The organism is Halalkalibacter kiskunsagensis, from assembly GCF_037027555.1.
GTDB lineage: Bacteria > Bacillota > Bacilli > Bacillales > Bacillaceae_D > Halalkalibacter > Halalkalibacter kiskunsagensis.
The window spans coordinates 40,126-56,567 of the sequence record NZ_JAXBLX010000023.1 but is presented as its reverse complement, the minus strand read 5'-3'; the positions used below and the strand labels follow the sequence as shown (position 1 = coordinate 56,567).

The 16,442-nt window shown below is 41.2% G+C and carries 17 protein-coding genes and 1 pseudogene; 14 read left to right on the top strand and 4 right to left on the bottom strand.

Annotated elements, in window-relative coordinates; genetic code table 11:
• The first annotated feature begins 13 nt into the window (after positions 1 to 13).
• The 3 genes from SLH51_RS14460 (at position 14) to SLH51_RS14450 (ending at position 2,828) form a co-directional block, all read left to right on the top strand.
• On the top strand, positions 14 to 1,042 hold the full coding sequence (locus tag SLH51_RS14460) for a Gfo/Idh/MocA family protein (protein WP_335962045.1): 1,029 nt from the start codon (positions 14 to 16) through the stop codon (positions 1,040 to 1,042).
• A 156-nt stretch (positions 1,043 to 1,198) separates the two neighbouring features.
• Positions 1,199 to 2,278, top strand: a complete 1,080-nt coding sequence (locus tag SLH51_RS14455; protein WP_335962044.1) for a Gfo/Idh/MocA family protein — start codon at positions 1,199 to 1,201, stop codon at positions 2,276 to 2,278.
• A 214-nt stretch (positions 2,279 to 2,492) separates the two neighbouring features.
• A complete protein-coding gene (locus tag SLH51_RS14450) occupies positions 2,493 to 2,828 on the top strand; it encodes a helix-turn-helix domain-containing protein (RefSeq protein WP_335962043.1) in 336 nt (111 codons plus the stop codon).
• A 60-nt stretch (positions 2,829 to 2,888) separates the two neighbouring features.
• Here the strand turns inward: SLH51_RS14450 and SLH51_RS14445 are convergent, their stop codons facing one another.
• The gene (locus SLH51_RS14445) at positions 2,889 to 3,089 is read right to left on the bottom strand and encodes a helix-turn-helix domain-containing protein (RefSeq protein WP_335962042.1); all 201 of its coding nucleotides are present in this window, start codon (positions 3,087 to 3,089) and stop codon (positions 2,889 to 2,891) included.
• A gap of 114 nt (positions 3,090 to 3,203) precedes the next feature.
• Between SLH51_RS14445 and SLH51_RS14440 the strand changes: the two are divergent.
• The 8 genes and pseudogenes from SLH51_RS14440 to SLH51_RS14405 all read left to right on the top strand — a co-directional run.
• Positions 3,204 to 3,341, top strand: a pseudogene (locus tag SLH51_RS14440) (UTP--glucose-1-phosphate uridylyltransferase); the annotation flags it as partial.
• Between the two features lie 244 nt (positions 3,342 to 3,585).
• Positions 3,586 to 4,524, top strand: coding sequence for a mannose-6-phosphate isomerase, class I (gene manA / locus SLH51_RS14435; RefSeq protein WP_335962041.1), 939 nt, complete (start codon positions 3,586 to 3,588; stop codon positions 4,522 to 4,524).
• A 50-nt stretch (positions 4,525 to 4,574) separates the two neighbouring features.
• Complete coding sequence (locus SLH51_RS14430; protein WP_390183779.1) at positions 4,575 to 5,267, top strand: peptidylprolyl isomerase; 693 nt, start codon at positions 4,575 to 4,577, stop codon at positions 5,265 to 5,267.
• A gap of 172 nt (positions 5,268 to 5,439) precedes the next feature.
• Positions 5,440 to 6,222: an SDR family NAD(P)-dependent oxidoreductase gene (locus tag SLH51_RS14425; protein WP_335962038.1), complete on the top strand. Its 783-nt coding sequence runs from the start codon at positions 5,440 to 5,442 to the stop codon at positions 6,220 to 6,222.
• A 415-nt stretch (positions 6,223 to 6,637) separates the two neighbouring features.
• On the top strand, positions 6,638 to 6,973 hold the full coding sequence (locus SLH51_RS14420; protein ID WP_335962037.1) for a PucR family transcriptional regulator: 336 nt from the start codon (positions 6,638 to 6,640) through the stop codon (positions 6,971 to 6,973).
• A 237-nt stretch (positions 6,974 to 7,210) separates the two neighbouring features.
• A complete protein-coding gene (locus SLH51_RS14415) occupies positions 7,211 to 8,533 on the top strand; it encodes a Zn-dependent hydrolase (protein ID WP_335962036.1) in 1,323 nt (440 codons plus the stop codon).
• Positions 8,534 to 8,537: 4 nt separating this feature from the next.
• Complete coding sequence (locus SLH51_RS14410) at positions 8,538 to 8,681, top strand: hypothetical protein (RefSeq protein WP_335962034.1); 144 nt, start codon at positions 8,538 to 8,540, stop codon at positions 8,679 to 8,681.
• The gene (locus SLH51_RS14405; RefSeq protein ID WP_335962066.1) at positions 8,653 to 9,213 is read left to right on the top strand and encodes a TRAP transporter large permease subunit; all 561 of its coding nucleotides are present in this window, start codon (positions 8,653 to 8,655) and stop codon (positions 9,211 to 9,213) included. Before SLH51_RS14410 ends, SLH51_RS14405 begins: the two co-directional genes overlap by 29 nt.
• 211 nt (positions 9,214 to 9,424) lie before the next feature.
• Here SLH51_RS14405 and SLH51_RS14400 read toward each other — a convergent pair whose 3' ends face one another.
• Both SLH51_RS14400 and SLH51_RS14395 read right to left on the bottom strand, forming a co-directional pair.
• Positions 9,425 to 9,952 (bottom strand): YsnF/AvaK domain-containing protein, encoded by a 528-nt coding sequence (locus SLH51_RS14400; RefSeq protein ID WP_335962033.1) that lies wholly within the window; start codon positions 9,950 to 9,952, stop codon positions 9,425 to 9,427.
• A 177-nt stretch (positions 9,953 to 10,129) separates the two neighbouring features.
• Positions 10,130 to 10,606, bottom strand: a complete 477-nt coding sequence (locus SLH51_RS14395; protein WP_335962032.1) for a YsnF/AvaK domain-containing protein — start codon at positions 10,604 to 10,606, stop codon at positions 10,130 to 10,132.
• A 294-nt stretch (positions 10,607 to 10,900) separates the two neighbouring features.
• On the opposite strand from SLH51_RS14395, the gene SLH51_RS14390 reads away from it, so the two are divergent.
• Complete coding sequence (locus tag SLH51_RS14390; protein WP_335962031.1) at positions 10,901 to 11,743, top strand: SDR family oxidoreductase; 843 nt, start codon at positions 10,901 to 10,903, stop codon at positions 11,741 to 11,743.
• 461 nt (positions 11,744 to 12,204) lie between these two features.
• On the top strand, positions 12,205 to 13,431 hold the full coding sequence (locus SLH51_RS14385) for a dicarboxylate/amino acid:cation symporter (protein WP_335962030.1): 1,227 nt from the start codon (positions 12,205 to 12,207) through the stop codon (positions 13,429 to 13,431).
• A 97-nt stretch (positions 13,432 to 13,528) separates the two neighbouring features.
• On the opposite strand, the gene SLH51_RS14380 is transcribed toward SLH51_RS14385, so the two are convergent.
• On the bottom strand, positions 13,529 to 14,695 hold the full coding sequence (locus tag SLH51_RS14380) for an ROK family transcriptional regulator (protein ID WP_335962029.1): 1,167 nt from the start codon (positions 14,693 to 14,695) through the stop codon (positions 13,529 to 13,531).
• Positions 14,696 to 15,046: 351 nt separating this feature from the next.
• On the opposite strand from SLH51_RS14380, the gene xylA reads away from it, so the two are divergent.
• Positions 15,047 to 16,378 carry a xylose isomerase gene (gene xylA / locus SLH51_RS14375; RefSeq protein ID WP_335962028.1) on the top strand — a complete coding sequence of 444 codons (1,332 nt, stop codon included), beginning with the start codon at positions 15,047 to 15,049 and terminating at the stop codon, positions 16,376 to 16,378.
• The last annotated feature ends 64 nt before the right edge of the window (positions 16,379 to 16,442 follow it).

Here is a 16,442-nt window from a genome sequence, read left to right as displayed (position 1 = left end):
GAGGTGAATGTTAATGATTAATGTAGCATTACTAAGTAAATGGCATGTCCATGCAGGAGAATATGCCGAGCAGGCAATGAACAATGAGCATATTTCGGTAAAGGTCGTTTGGGATGAAGACGTGGAGCGAGGAAGCAAGTGGGCAGAGGAGTTAGGAGTCCTATTTGAACAAGACTTGGATGCGGTGTTACAGAACCCAGAAATTGATGCGGTCATTGTAGATACGCCGACGAATCAACATAAAGACGTGATTATCGCTGCAGCTAAAAACAAAAAACATATTTTCACAGAAAAAGTATTAGCCTTTTCCGTTAGAGACTGTGAAGAGATCCATAACGCTGTGAAGGAGAACGAGGTTCAACTCATGATTTCGCTTCCGCGCTTAAATGAAGATTACTATTTGTATGCTCAAGAGGCGGTGGATAAAGGGTTGCTAGGGGAACTAAGTACGGTTCGCTGTCGGCTGGCTCATAACGGGGCTGTCGCATCAGAAGACAATCCAAATGGCTGGTTACCTGCCCACTTCTTTGATGCAAAGGAATGCGGGGGAGGAGCATTTATCGACCTTGGCGCCCATCCTATTTACTTATCGAACCGACTTGCAGGAAAAGCAACGGCTGTAACTGCCAGGCTGCAACAATCGTCAAGTTATGATGTTGATATGAACTCGATTGCCATCATTGAGTATGAGTCTGGTGCACTAGGTACGCTCGAAACTGGCTTTTTATCAAGTGGAAGCCCATTTCAACTTGAGCTATATGGAACAGAGGGAACTCTATTAATTGAAGACCGGTCAATTCGGATCAAGAGCAAACAATTAGGAGAGGATTGGGTTAATCCAACAGACATTCCGGCATCACTCCCACTTGCGCTAGATCAGTGGGCGAGTGCCATTGTTTCTGACGCGGAATCTAGTATTTCGTATGAAGATGCTTTCAATCTTACGTTAATCAACGAAGCCGCGGCGCTCTCTAATCAAGAAGGACGTCGTGTGGAGGTAAAGGAGATTTTAAAACCCTTATCGAATGAAATAAGTAAGTAATACTTAAGATTACATTAGATGCGCAAATAGGGTCTGATCCCTAACGATTAATAGAGATGTATATAGACCCTTCATAAGAGATCGACATGCCAAAAGCAGCTCTATCAAATCGGGATCACCCTTAAAACACACATAGAAAAAGTAGGAGGAAAAAACATGTCTAGAACTGTAAAAGTAGCGATTATCGGTTGCGGAGGCATTGCCAATGGTAAGCATATGCCAAGTTTGTCTAAGTTATCAAACGTTGAACTAGTAGCCTTTTGTGATGTACTAGTAGAAAGAGCGGAAAAAGCCGCAAAGGAATACGGGACTTCTGAAGCAAGAGTCTATGAAGATTATAAGGAATTACTAATGGATGAGGCGATTGAGGTAGTACATGTTCTTACGCCAAACGATAGCCATGCGGAAATTTCTGTTGCTGCGCTTGAAGCCGGAAAACATGTGATGTGCGAAAAGCCAATGGCGAAAACATCTGAAGAAGCGCGTTTGATGATCGATGCGGCAGAGCGTTCAGGGAAGAAATTAACGATAGGGTATAACAATCGTTTTCGTCCGGATAGTCAGCATTTGCATCAAGTATGTGAGCGCGGTGATCTTGGCGAAGTGTATTTTGCAAAGGCTCATGCGATTCGCAGGCGGGCAGTCCCAACATGGGGTGTCTTCCTGGATGAAGAGAAGCAAGGTGGGGGTCCTCTTATTGATATTGGAACGCACGCATTAGATTTAACACTATGGATGATGGACAATTATAAGCCGAAATCGGTGATGGGGGCTGTACATCACAAGTTAAGTCAGAAAAAAGATGCAGCCAACGCATGGGGACCGTGGGATCCGGAGAAGTTTACCGTAGAAGATTCGGCTTTCGGATTTATTACAATGGAAAACGGAGCGACGATTGTGCTGGAATCAAGTTGGGCACTTAACTCGCTAGAAGTCGATGAGGCGAAGTGTTCATTAAGTGGAACCGAGGGTGGAGCCGATATGAAAGACGGCCTTAGAATCCATGGCGAAAATTTTGGGAAGTTGTATACAACGAATGTCGAGTTAGGTGCTGGGGGCGTGGCGTTCTACGATGGGAAGAAAGAATCGGATGCAGATCTTGAAGCCCGTCTGTGGATTGATAATGTGATCAACGATACAGAGCCAGTCGTCAAACCTGAGCAAGCCTTTGTCGTCACTCAGATCTTAGAAGCAATCTATGAATCTGCGAAAACTGGCAAAGCAGTATATTTCTAGGTGCCTGGTACCTCCCGAATTTTGTCAAATTCAAGTCCAGTAGCCATACTTTGGTTGCTGGGCTTTGTTGAGCATTGACGACATACAGAGATATTTAAAGCTTGGCGGTGTTTCCGTTCGAGCTGAATAGAGCTTTTATTTTTATATAATAGCTGATAAGCTATTATAGTAAAAAGAATGTGTTTGCGCTAAAGAGAGCGAGGTTTGGGTATCTATGATAGGTGAAAACGTCAAAAAGTATCGACTTGAAAAGGGGCTCTCAATGTCTGAACTAGCGGAAAGAGCAGGAGTTGCCAAATCTTATGTTAGTTCGATTGAGCGTAATATTCAAACAAATCCATCTATTCAGTTTCTAGAAAAAGTGGCAGTGGTGTTAGGTGTCTCTGTGGAGGCATTGTTAAGTGAGAAATCGGAAAGTGATGATCACAAGCTCGATGAAGCTTGGGTAGAGTTAGTCAAAGTGGCTATGGATTCAGGGATTAACAAAGAACAGTTTCGCGAATATTTAGAGTTCACGAAATGGCGTAGTGAACACCCGGAAAATGAATGAGCGAAAAAAACATTACATTTAAGTAGCTGGGGGCTAGTGGTTCACTCAACCGAACTCGGTTTATATACTGCCTGCAATGAGCTGAACGAGTTCAACATCTAGAGCTTTTGATATTTTTTGTAAAATGACGATATCTGGTTTTTGTTGTGCCCCTCTTTTAATGTAACTAATGTACGATTTTGAGACTCCAGATGCTAGTGCTAATTCAGTTAAAGTCAGCCATTTGTTCAGCCTATTTATTCGAATATTTTCCACGTTCATACACCTGCTCCTCTTCAATTTTCTTTTGTTATGATGATCGTCATATGATGGTTTTTGATACGCTACTATTGTTTTCGTTAAATCGGTATAGTCTTTTGAGTGCATCCCCCCTTCCTATTAAAAAAGGGAAAATTGAGTTGTTTTAATGAAGTACAGAAATCTTCGAACCTAGTAGATATTCACTATATTCGTCAAAAGGAACCAAAAGGATTAGGGCATGCGATCTGGTGTGCGCGGCGATTTATCGGGGATGGTGCCAGGCACCTCCCGAAGCAGACTTTTAGAGAGTAACTTGAAAGCGTTGGATCTGCGGAGGAAGTGCTTGGACTATTGATTGAGATTGAATAAGGTTGCGGGGAGGAGAGCTGATGTTGGTTTTCCTCTTTTTTATTCGTTGAACCAAACTTGTAAATTGGATATATTAAAACAGAGCAATTGATACTGTCTTCTAAAATAGCAATGCTTTAGTCTATTATATTTTTATAGGAGTGAAACGATGAGCAAAGAGATTTTATTTTTCGAACCGGTGTTTAAAGAGCGCATTTGGGGTGGCGATTTATTAGCGAAGTCTTTCGGATATGAAATTCCTTCATCAAAAACGGGGGAATGTTGGGCCATTTCTGCTCATGAACATGGGCAAAGTGTTGTAAAGAACGGTACATATCAAGGGGTTACTTTAGGAGATTTGTGGAGTAAACATAGAGAATTGTTTGGAAATGCGAAAGGGGACAAGTTCCCGATTTTAACGAAAATACTTGATGCAACGACGGAACTATCGGTTCAAGTTCATCCGAACGATGAGTATGCAGATAAGTATGAGAACGGTGAGTTTGGAAAGACTGAGTGTTGGTATATCATTGATTGTAAAGAGGATGCCGAGCTTATTTTAGGTCATCATGCCAAAACGAAAACAGAATTAGAAGAGATGCTAAAAAATGGCCGTTGGGACGCATTTATTCGCAAAATTAAAATTAAGAAAGGCGATTTTATTTTTGTACCAAGCGGAACGGTGCATGCGATTTGTGAAGGAACAATGATTTTAGAGACGCAGCAAAATTCGGATGTAACGTATCGAATTTATGACTTTGATCGGACGGATGATGTGGGAAATAAGCGTGATCTTCATCTTGATCAATCGATTGACGTAATTACGGTGCCGCACGAGGATGTTCAGCTACAGTTTGAAACGGTCGAATATGGTGACTTAGCGGTTACGTCATTTGTGAAAACGGACTTTTTCACTGTTGAAGAATGGAATATTAATGGACAAGGATCAAAAGAGCACGGTGAGAATTTTCTTTTAGTGAGCGTCATTGAAGGTGAAGCTCGCTTGAACAATGAACCAATTCAAAAAGGTGATCACTTTATGTTGCCTAGAGGCTTTGGCGAGATCAAGGTAGATGGCAAGGCGAAATTAATTGTTTCTTATTTGTAGGTCATTCGGAGGGTGCCTGGCACCTCCCGAAATTTGTAAGGAGGATAATGATGAGCAGATTAGGATTAACACAGAGAGCTTATTTTGTTGTATTGGCAGCATTGCTTCTCATGCTAGCAGGCTGTGGAACTCAGCCTGATGAAGAGCAAGCAGAAGATCAACTAACGGAAGAAACAGAACAATCAGAACAATCAGGTGAACAAAGTGACTACTCATCGATGGTTGAAGAAAATCCAATTGTTACGATCACGATGGAGAGTGGGGACGAGATCGTTCTTGAATTGTATCCGGATATTGCGCCGAATACAGTTGCTAACTTTATTTCATTAGTAGAAGAAGGTTTTTATGACGGGTTGCTCTTTCACCGTGTCATACCTGGATTTATGATTCAGGGAGGAGACCCTGTGGGAGATGGATCAGGCGGTCCTGGTTATGAGATTGAGGGGGAATTTGATGCGAATGGGTTTGAAAATCCGTTAAAACATGAGCGTGGTGTTCTTTCAATGGCACGGACGAATGACCCGAATTCAGCTGGATCACAATTTTTTATTATGGTGGAGGAGTCAACTCAGCTTGATGGACAATATGCTGGATTTGGAAAAGCAATCGAAGGAATGGAAACCGTTGATGACATCGTCCATGCTGACCGTGATCATCGTGATAAACCAGAAGAAGATCAGCGAATACAATCAGTGACAGTCGATACGAAAGGCTATGACTATCCAGAGCCAGAAAAGCGGTAGGTGCCTGGCACTGCCCGAAGTTTGTTGAACCGAGTGTGAACACACTCGGTTCTTCTTTTTGTTTTCCTGTGAATACAGTCTGTTAAGTCTGAATACTTGGAAAATGATGTTTTTCTTTGATATAATACGCTTACATTACATAACAAATGATTAGTTTGAGGGGTTGGATAATATGGATTTAGGGTTGAAGGGAAAAGTAGCACTAATAACAGGTGGAAGCAAGGGGATCGGACTTGAAACAGCTGTTCAATTAGCAAAAGAAGGTGCGAAGGTGGCGATTTTGGCACGAACGGAAGAAAGTTTGCAAACAGCCGTTGGTCTGATTGCCGAGAAAACGGGTTCCGATGTCTTGCCGATTGTGGCTGATGTGATGTCAAAAACCGATTGTACTCGAGCAGTGGAGGAAACGGCCAAGCACTTTGGCAGGTTGGATATTCTTGTGAATAATGCGGGGACTGCAGCTGCAAAACCGTTTGAGCAGGTAGAAACCGAGTTGTGGGAAAAGGACTTAGATTTAAAAGTATTCGGTGCGATTCACTGTGCTCGTAGTGCACTCCCACATATGCGCCAAGCTGGTGGAGGGGCAATTGTAAATATCACAACTTCATCTGCGAAAACACCGCCTGCCTCGTCATTGCCAACAACCGTTAGCCGAGCAGCTGGGTTGGCTCTTACGAATGCAATGAGCAAAGACTTAGCAGCTGATAATATTCGAGTGAACTCAGTGTGCATCGGTTTAATCCGGAGCGATCAGATCGAAAAGATGTGGAAAAGTCAAGCTCCGGATTTAACATGGGAGCAATTTGCCACAAATCCAAAACATGATATTCCATTAGGGCGGATTGGGAATACGGATGAAGCCGCAAAAGTGATTACGTTTCTCGTATCAGATGCTGCCTCTTATGTAACAGGAACTGCTGTTAACGTGGATGGAGGAAAGGGGGCAGCGCTTTAGTGGTGCCTGACACGCCTCGAAGTTTGTCAAATCATTGAAGAGTTTCTGCTATAATAAAAGTGTTTAGAGAGTACATACTCCTTTGTGGAGTATGTATTTTTTTTTGAAAGAAAATTCGAGTAATTCAAAGAAGTATGAAGGCCTACCAAAGGGGGAAATGGCTCCACACACGCTGCACGTCGAAAGACTGTTACCCACTTTTCCTTCGACTTAAAAAAAGGCGGCGGTTCCGCTCATTGCATCTAAGAAAAGATCGCCACTTGCAGCTTCGCCTATGGATTTTTATTTCATTTATTCTAGGAGGAAGAGTGATGAATACAGAAAAGAAATTAATCAGCTTAATCAATTCTGTTAGGGTGTTAACCTGTTCCAAGCCATGTGAAAAGAGGAACGAGTCTACGAGCAAATCAGAAAGTTGTTCACGGCAATCCAACAACGTGCCGATGGAAGTATTGACTTAGCAATTTTGACAGGGATTGGACGAAAGGTGAATACACTGGAAGAAGTGAAGCTTTCGTATCGAGATGCCAAGAAGTGCATCGACTATTTGCAAACAACCCAAGCGGAAGAGATGGTTTTGTCGTATCAACAACTAGGGATCCAGCGTTTATTTTTAAAAACAGAAGTGGATGAATTAAAAGACTTTGTCGAGGATGCGCTAGGAGTAATTATTTCCTATGACGAGAATCATGAGACGGAGCTTTTACAGACGTTACGGGTGTACCTTGAATGTAATCAAAATATGGTGTAAAGTGCGAAAGAGCTCTACGTTCATACGAATACGATTAAACAAATTTTGAACATCGGATCGCTAGATGGAAAGAAAGCGTTTGAATTGCAATTAGGTCTATATATCCATGAATATTTAAAGGTTCAGTAGTGGTTATTGTTGGACTTAGACAAAAAATATCCTTTCTGTTTGTACTTATAGGACATTAATTAATTTTAAATATTTAAAGAGAGAATATTAGGGGGGGCAACGGTCTATATGTCAAAATCTACGTCGTTTCAGGAACGTTTCCTGGCTAAATTGATACAAGATTATAATGGTTCCTTTGACCATTCAGGGATTAATGGGAAGAGAGTTGCAGAAAGACTTGCAGAACTTTCGAACATTGGCCTGACAGACGAGGGGGGATGCAACCGAATCGCCTTTTCAAAAGAGGAACGTCAAGTAAAAGAGTTAGTTAAGATCTGGATGAAGGAAGCGGGTTTAGTGGTAACCGAAGACGGTGCTGGAAATGTCTTTGGACGCTACAAGGGTATACAGGACAAGCCTGCTGTATTATCTGGTTCTCATGTGGATAGCGTTCCAACTGGTGGTCATTTTGATGGGCCGCTTGGTGTTTTAGCAGCTCTTGAAGTGGCTGCTGCATGGAAGGACACTGGATATCAACCGGACAAACCGTATGAAGTTGTTATTTTTACGGATGAGGAAGGTGCTAGATTTAATGGAGGGTTACTCGGCAGCCAAGCAATGGTTGGGGTGCTTGATTCAGACAAACTGAGACAGTTGCAGGATTTTAACGGTGATTCTTTTGAAGAAGTCATTGGTAGAGACGGGTTAACCTTGGATGGATTTGTTAGTGCGAAAAGGAACCTTTCAGATATTGCTGCTTTTGTAGAGGTTCATATCGAGCAAGGGAAACGCCTAGAAAAAGAAGAGTTACCGGTTGGGATTGTAACTGGAATTGCCGGTCCAACATGGTTAAATATCTCCTTTAAAGGGGAAGCTGGTCATGCTGGGAATACGCCGATGAATGATCGTAAGGATGCTCTTATAGCAGCAAGTGAATTTATTGCTAGTGTTAAGGATTTTCCTCCAACGGTTAGTTCATCAGCGGTTGCAACGGTTGGAAAAGTTGAAGTGTTTCCAAATGGTGTGAATGTTATTCCAGGTGAGGTTAAGTTAACCGTTGACATTCGTGACATTCAAGCTGAACCGAAAAATGAAGTGGTGCGTCTTGTGACCGAAGCAGCTAAACAAAAGGCGGCTAAGTACGAGATTGATGTTGAAATCAAAGAAACATTGAGTGTGTTACCGGTGGTTGTTAGTGATGAGATGAGAGCAAAAGCGGCGTTCGCAGTAGAAAAAGTGCTAGAGGTGAATCCTTACTATTTACCAAGCGGGGCTGGTCATGATGCGATGTTCGTAGGTCGTTATGTACCAATGGCAATGCTGTTTACTCAAAGTAAAGAGGGGATTAGTCACAATCCGAAAGAGTGGTCCTCACTTGGCGATTGTATCCAAACAATTCATGTATTGAAAAATGTAATAGAGCAATTATGCGATGAAAATGGAGGAGAGTAATAAAATGAAAAAGTTTAAATGGGTAGGTGTAATGGCCATTGCGGCTATGACAGCGCTTAGTGGGTGCGGAGAGAGCAGTGGAAATGGAGGGGAGCAAGCGGAGTCTCCAGCTAGTGGAAATGATGATCAAACAACCTATCATCGGTAATTTACGCGCTGTTAGTCGGTTATTTGTTTATCGAAGTTTGAACTTCAAAAACATTATGATCTCACTGAAAGAGACGATACATGGTACTAGTGTTGTGATGGTTACGGTGTGTACATCGATGATCTTCACGTGGGTATTAATTTCAGAAGGAATTCCAAACATGATTGCCGAGGCTTTGCATGGGTTTGGATTGCCTGGATGGGCGTTGCTACTTGTAGTAATTGCGATTATGCTCGTCGCAGGTATGGTGATGGAGCTCGTTCCAAACTTGTTCTTATTCATTCCAATTTTCTTCCCGATTGCAACTGAGATTGGTATCGATCCAATTCGATTTGCGATTGTCATGCTAGTAAGTCTTGCATTAGGAATGTTCACACCTCCTGTTGGAGCAACACTATTTATTTCGTGTTATATTACAAAAGTAGGAATTGAAAAGACAATTAAAGATATTCTTCCATTTTTTGTTGCTGGCATTGTTGTCGTGCTTTTAATTGCATATGTGCCATTTTTTACACTGTGGTTGCCGGAATAGTTTGAGTGAGATGCCTGTCGCTCGGCAAGTTTATTAAAAGAGAGAGCTTACCAAATTGGTGTAATAGCTTTCTCTTTCTTTCCTGTGAACTAGCTATTGATGAGGTTTCTAGTAAGAATGAAGAACGCAACTTATGGGTGTAGTGCACCTTCTCATCTATAATCTAAAGTGATATGAAGGTGCTGTGGAAACATTTGTGTAGTTTTAAAGTTTACTGTTTCAATTCAGTTGCGTTTTCCTCTTCTCTCACATCAGCGTCACCCTTAATGTCATAGTGAGCTGTTTCCTTTTTCACCGTTTCTTTTACTTGTTCCATTTCTTCAATTTGTCGTTTTGATATGGAAACCTCATTTACTTGAACAGGATGTTTACTTATTTCAACCTCTTCTTCTTTCAGAGGAATGCGTAACTCTTCTTCACTCCCAGCTTCGATAACCATTTCCTCACGTCTGACCGGGATCGTGAATGTTTTCTTTTCTTCCACGACTTCTTTATGAATTTTCACTTCACCCGTTTGCACGCGGTCTTTTTTTATATCCAGCTGTTCTTCGCGCAACTGGATTGTTTGTTCGGTTGACCGATCTGACTCTAACGAATCGTTATTTCTTGTAGATACTAGAAAAAAACTAATAGCACCAACGATTGCTCCTAGAATAAGTCCAAGTGAAATGGAAATACCCATTATCCAGCCAATTATTATTACTCCAATTATCGCTCCAATAAGAATAAACTTTCCCATAGGACCTCCTAAAATAACTTTTTATTATTATGCACATTTAGCGTCAAAAGTATGAAAATGGCTTTAACAGCAACTAAAAAGCCACTCCTGATGGGTCCAGTGGCAATGCTTATAGAAAAGAGAATGATTCAAGAGGCCAGAAAGGACCTTTGAATCACTCTCTTTTAGATTTCTTAATTAGTCTTCGTTAATGATATCGGCATTACCATGTGCTTCAACTTCTGCAACTTCTTTATGAAGGACATCGCGCACTTGCTCTGTTTCTTCAACGGCGCGCTTATGAGCTGACACCTCACCAGTGACAACCGTATGCTTCTCAACATTGACGGTCTCTGCCGTAACCGGTATGTGAACCGTTTCTTCTTCCTTAATTGGTTCATCCGTTGGCTCGTGATCAACGGCTCTTCTTTCAATAATGACTTGATCATGTGAAACGGGAACATTTACTACTTTTTCTTCTTCGACAATATCCTTATGAAGTTCGACATCGCCAGTTTCGGCACGGTGTTTGTGAATATCTAATTCTTCTTCACGAAGATCGAGATGAGCATCCTCTGCGGCAAATTCTGCATCAGCCTCTCGATCTACCTTACGTACCTCTTTTGGATTTTCCTTGCGAGTTTCTTCTTCATTAAACAAATCAAAAAAGCCCATGTTGAAAAACCTCCTAGGAAATGTGATTGGATCGTCGTACAGGTAATAATGTGTCCTCTGTTTGTAAACTTATTCGTTAGAGAGAAGAAGCGTCTTTGTGTAAAACTTGGATAAGGAGCAGTATACAGTATTTTTTGTTTAATTTAGCCTTTTTTAGGGTGGAAATGAATAAGTTAGGTATTTTATAGTCTGGATTAAACATGAAAAGGGTGTTATATGTAAAGAGAGGTTTAATGAAACTTTACATACTTGCCATTCGTGTATCTTGAAAAAATGAAAAAATAGGGGGATGACGTGAAACAAACAGCAATAATTACAGGAGCCTCGAGTGGGTTTGGATTACTGACAGCAATTGAATTTGCCAAACGTGGATATTATGTGCTTGCAACAATGCGTTTTGTGGAAAAAGCAGCACAATTTAATACGTTAGTCGATGACAAGAACTTGCTAAAGCGAATTGAAGCTTTTCCACTTGATGTAACGGATTCTAGTTCAATTTCAGCATTGAAAAAGAAAGTGGAATCACAAGAACGAGTTGCCGTGTTAGTAAATAATGCAGGGTTTGCCATTGGTGGGTTTGCAGAAGAAGTGGACATGGAGGATTATCGTCGGCAATTTGAGACGAATGTGTTTGGTGTCATGGCTGTTACTCAGGCGGTTCTACCGACTATGCGTGAACAGAGAACAGGAGCGATCCTAAATATGAGCAGTGTAAGTGGAAAGATTGCGTTTCCGGGTTTATCGCCTTATGCCGCGTCGAAGCATGCCTTAGAAGGATATACGGAAAGTCTACGATTAGAAATGAAGCCATTTGGAATCCAAGTGGCACTTGTTGAACCAGGCTCTTATAAAACGAATATTTGGACTTCTGGAATGAAAGTGTCGGAACGCTCACTAGAGGAAAATTCTCCTTATTATGATTATATGAGAACGATTACGGACACATTAGAATTTGGTAAAGAAAAACACGGTGATCCAAAAGAAGTAGCGATGCTCGTTTGTGATCTTGCTTCGGTGAAAAAGTTGAACCAATTACGCTATCCGATTGGAAGAGGGTTGAAAATGACATTGCTTATCAAGAAGTGGCTGCCGTGGCAACTTTGGGAAAAGATTGTATTGAAGAAACTGAAAGTGTGAGCGCTGTCAGAATTTCTTACCCGTTGTTGGATTATACGAGAATAAAGTTAAATTCTGAATTGTTTTTTCATTATAGAGAAGAGGTCTAGTGCTAAAACTGACAAACGTTTGTTATATTATATGACAGTGGGCTTGAAAAATAAAATGGTTCCTTTTATTATGTTCTTTATGTTCTTAAACTAGTTAAGGAAGAGAACAAGTGAAAAACTCATCATCAGTTGTAGGAGTTAAACGTTGAAATACAGAGGAATTGCTTTTATTTAGGCCAAGGTCTGTGAAAGTTGTTAAATGTAAAATGGATGAAATACATAAATTATGGCCAAAAATGGTTTAATGTTTCCGTTATGCACAAAGAGGGTATAAGCCTTAATTAACAAAATGCACTTAAGCTAAAATTCATGAACGTATACCTTCTACCTGATGATGAATGAAAATTAGAAATCATGAGAGGAGAATGTCGGTTGAGTTTAACGAAAAAAATTATAATCGCACTGATACTCGGGGTAGGTGTTGGAATTGGCTTCAATGTTTTTGCTCCTACTCTCTTTGAACCGGTCGATGCGTATTTTCTAGCTCCGTTAGGACAGCTATTCTTAAAGCTTATTACGATGCTTGTCGTACCGCTTGTGTTCTTTTCCATTGTACTTGGGACAGCGGGCATGGGCGACACAAAGAAGTTAGGGAGAATTGGAACGAAGACCGTTGGTTTTTACCTTGTGTCAACGATGCTGGCACTTTGTATTGCCTTTGCTGTCGCTCTTGTCGTTCAGCCTGGACAAGAAGGGTTGATGGGAGAAGGGGGAGAAGAGTTCGTCGCACAAGATCCACCTCCTGTGATGGAAACGCTCCTAAACATTATCCCAACGAATCCAATTGATTCATTAGCTTCAGGGGAGATGCTGCAAATTATTGCCTTTGCGGTATTCGTTGGAGTTGCACTTGCTGCACTTGGGGAAAAGACGAGTGGTTTCACGAAGCTAGTGGAGCAAGGAAATGACATTATGATGTACCTTGTCACGATTGCGATGAAGCTTGCACCGTATGGGGCCTTTGGACTAATCGCATCTGCATTAGGGAAACTAGGGCTTGATGCCTTATCTTCGATGGGGATGTACATGTTTTGTGTCATTTTTGCGCTCATCTTGCACGTAGTCGTTGTATATTCTGGTACCGTTTATTTCTTTGGAAGAATGAGCCCAGTAACTTTCTTCAAAGGCTTTTTCCCTGCGATGACGGTTGCGTTTAGTACGTCAAGTAGTAATGCAACGCTGCCACTTTCGATGAAAACAGCGCAAGAAAACCTAGGTGTGTCCAAACCAATTTCGGGCTTTGTACAGCCGCTTGGAGCGACGATTAATATGGATGGTACAGCGATTATGCAAGCTGCGGCAACTGTATTTATTGCTCAAGTATTTGCGGTGCCACTTTCAACAGGTGACTTAGTCACAGTTGTGTTAACAGCTACGCTTGCAAGTATTGGAACAGCCGGTGTTCCAGGAGTTGGGATGATTATGCTTGCGATGGTGCTCCAATCTGTTGGACTTCCTGTAGAAGGAATTGCTCTTGTTCTTGCCGTTGACCGTATTCTTGATATGCTTAGAACGTCTGTTAACATTACAGGGGACGCTGCATGTGCGGTGTTCGTTGACCGTAGTGAGGGCGGGAAAGAGAAAGTCAAAACAGTGTAGGTGCCTGGCCCCACCCAAAGTTTGTCGAATGAGAAAAGGTCTGCTTCCTAGCGCCATTTTGTCGCTAGGAGGCAGACCTTTCGTTTGAAGTGGTATTTTACAAATCTTTATACATTTCTGTATCAATAAAGTTCTCAATCGCATAAGCGGAAACGCCAAGTGCGGAGGAGTGACTTGCTAGATCGGAAAAGGTAATTTGTAAGTTTGATTGATTATGTTTAAGCGTGCGATCTTCGACAACTTTTAGGACTGGGTTAAGCAGTAAATCCTCTGCAAGTGCTAACCGATTTCCAATAATGATCTGTTGTGGATTAAAGGAATTAATAATATTGTTCACGCCAATTCCGAGCTTTTCACCAACTTGCTCGAAAATTTCTTTTACTTCGTCGTTTGTATGTGCCTGTTCAATTAGTTGCTCTAAGCTTTGCACCGGCGCAGCTGCAATTTCTGTTGCTGCTTGTTTTAATAACGCTTTCTCAGACGCATATAATTCCCAGCATCCACGGCTACCACAGCTACAAGGATCTCCGTTTACTTCAATAATCATATGGCCCATTTCACCGGAAAACCCTTCAGCTCCACGGTATAATTCATTGTTTAAAATAAATCCGACACCGATCCCAATACCAGCACTAATATAGATGAGATTTTCAAAGTCTTTTCCAGCACCGAATCGTTTTTCACCATAAGCACCGGCATTCGCTTCGTTATCAATGGTGACTGGAAGAGCAAACTCTTTTTCAATATCCTGTTTCAAAGAAATATTTTTCCATCCTAAGTTCGGGGCATTGAGGATTGTTCCTTCCTTTGTTACGATTCCTGGAACACCAATGCCAATTCCGACGACACCATAAGGACTTTCTGGGGCGACATAACGTAAAAACTGAATGACTTCTTTCAGTAAAATGACGGTTTCCTCATAGGAATTGTTTGTAATCGTAATCATTTTCTCTTCGATAATTGTTCCACATAAATCGGTTAGCACACCTAAAATATAATTTACGCCTAAATCAATTCCGATTGAGTATCCAGCTCGTTCATTAAACAAGAGCATGACAGGACGTCTACCGCCACTGGATACCCCAGGTCCCGTCTCATAGCATAAATTTGCTTCTAATAGCTCAGTTACGATCGTCGAAACAGTTCCTTTCGTTAGACCAATGTGTTGGGAAATATCGGCCCGAGATAAGGGAGCCCGTTCTATAATCGACTGTAGTATTGAATGTTTGTTTTTCACTTTTACAACTTGCTGGTTCCATGACATAGATCTTTGTCCCTTCGTTTATTAATAGAATGTAGGTCGCTCTTTTTAATATATATAGTTATATCACAAATCTAAGTAAATTTAAAACTTAGTTAGTGTATTAAACGAACTAAGGTTCGCAAGGGATAGTTTGTAAACCTGTATTAAATGGGAGATATTTATTTGTATGTGAGCTAGTTCAAGAGCAAAAGGTGTAATCCTAAGCCCGAGGGAAGAGGTTGGAAGATAAAAGAAGGAAAATTTTTAAAAAAAACTTAGTTAGTTCGATAGACAAACTAAGTTTCACCTGCTATAATGAAGATGTAATGAAAACGATTCCAAAAAACATCATAACATATTGGAGGAATAAAAATGAGCTATTTTAGCAATGTAAACAAAGTGAAATTCGAAGGTCCTAATTCTACTAATCCATTTTCATATAAGTACTACAACCCAGAAGAAACATTTAACGGTAAGACAATGGAAGAGTATCTTCGCTTCGCAGTATCTTACTGGCATACATTTACAGGAGAAGGTGCAGATCCATTTGGCGCGGGTACTGCTGTTCGTCCGTACGATCGTCTTTCAGGAATGGACTTGGCAAAAGCACGTGTGGAAGCTTCATTCGAATTTTATGAGAAGCTTGGCGTTCCATTCTTCGCTTTCCATGATTTCGATATCGCACCTGAGGCAGATTCACTTAGCCAAACGTTCAAAAACATCGATGAAATCGTAGCAATGATTAAAGAATACATGAAAACAAGCAATACAAAACTTCTTTGGAACACAGCAAACATGTTCACACATCCACGCTGGTTATCAGGGGCAGCAACTTCTCCAAATGCAGATATCTTTGCTTATGCAGCAGCAAAAGTAAAGAAAGGTCTAGAAGTTGGGAAAGAGCTAGGTTCTGAAAACTATGTATTCTGGGGTGGCCGTGAAGGGTACGAAACACTTTTAAATACAGATATGGGACTTGAGCTAGATAACTTAGCACGCTTCTTCCATATGGCGAAAGACTATGCTAATGAAATTGGATTTGACGCTCAGTTCTTAATCGAGCCTAAGCCAAAAGAGCCAACAACTCACCAATATGACTTTGACGTTGCAACATCTTTATCATTCTTACAAAAATATGATCTTCAAGATCACTTCAAGTTCAATATTGAAGCAAACCATGCAACACTAGCTGGTCATACGTTTGAACATGAATTACATTTAGCACGTGTGAACGGCATGTTAGGATCAGTGGATGCGAACCAAGGCGATACATTACTTGGCTGGGATACGGATGAATTCCCAACGGATCTTTACTCTACAACACTAGCAATGTATGAAATCTTGAAAAACGGTGGACTTGGAACTGGTGGATTGAACTTTGATGCAAAAGTACGTCGTGGTTCATTTGACACAGATGACTTGTTCCACGCTCATATTGCTGGTATGGATGCATTTGCTATCGGTGCAAGAGTTGCCCAGCGTCTGCTTGAAGACAAAGTATTAGAAGACTTTGTAGCAGATCGTTACAGCAGCTACACAAGCGGAATTGGCCTTGACATTGTTGAAGGGAAAACAGACTTCCACAAGCTTGAAAAGTATGCACTAGGACTTGGCGAAATCAAAAACAAGTCTGGTAGACAAGAAAAACTTAAAGCAACGATCAACAAGTACATCTTAGAAGCATATGCAACGGTAAACGCGTAAGAAGTTCGCAAAAAAAAGGGAGTATTCCCCTTTTTGTATAAGTGGAATCGTAGCCATTACAAAA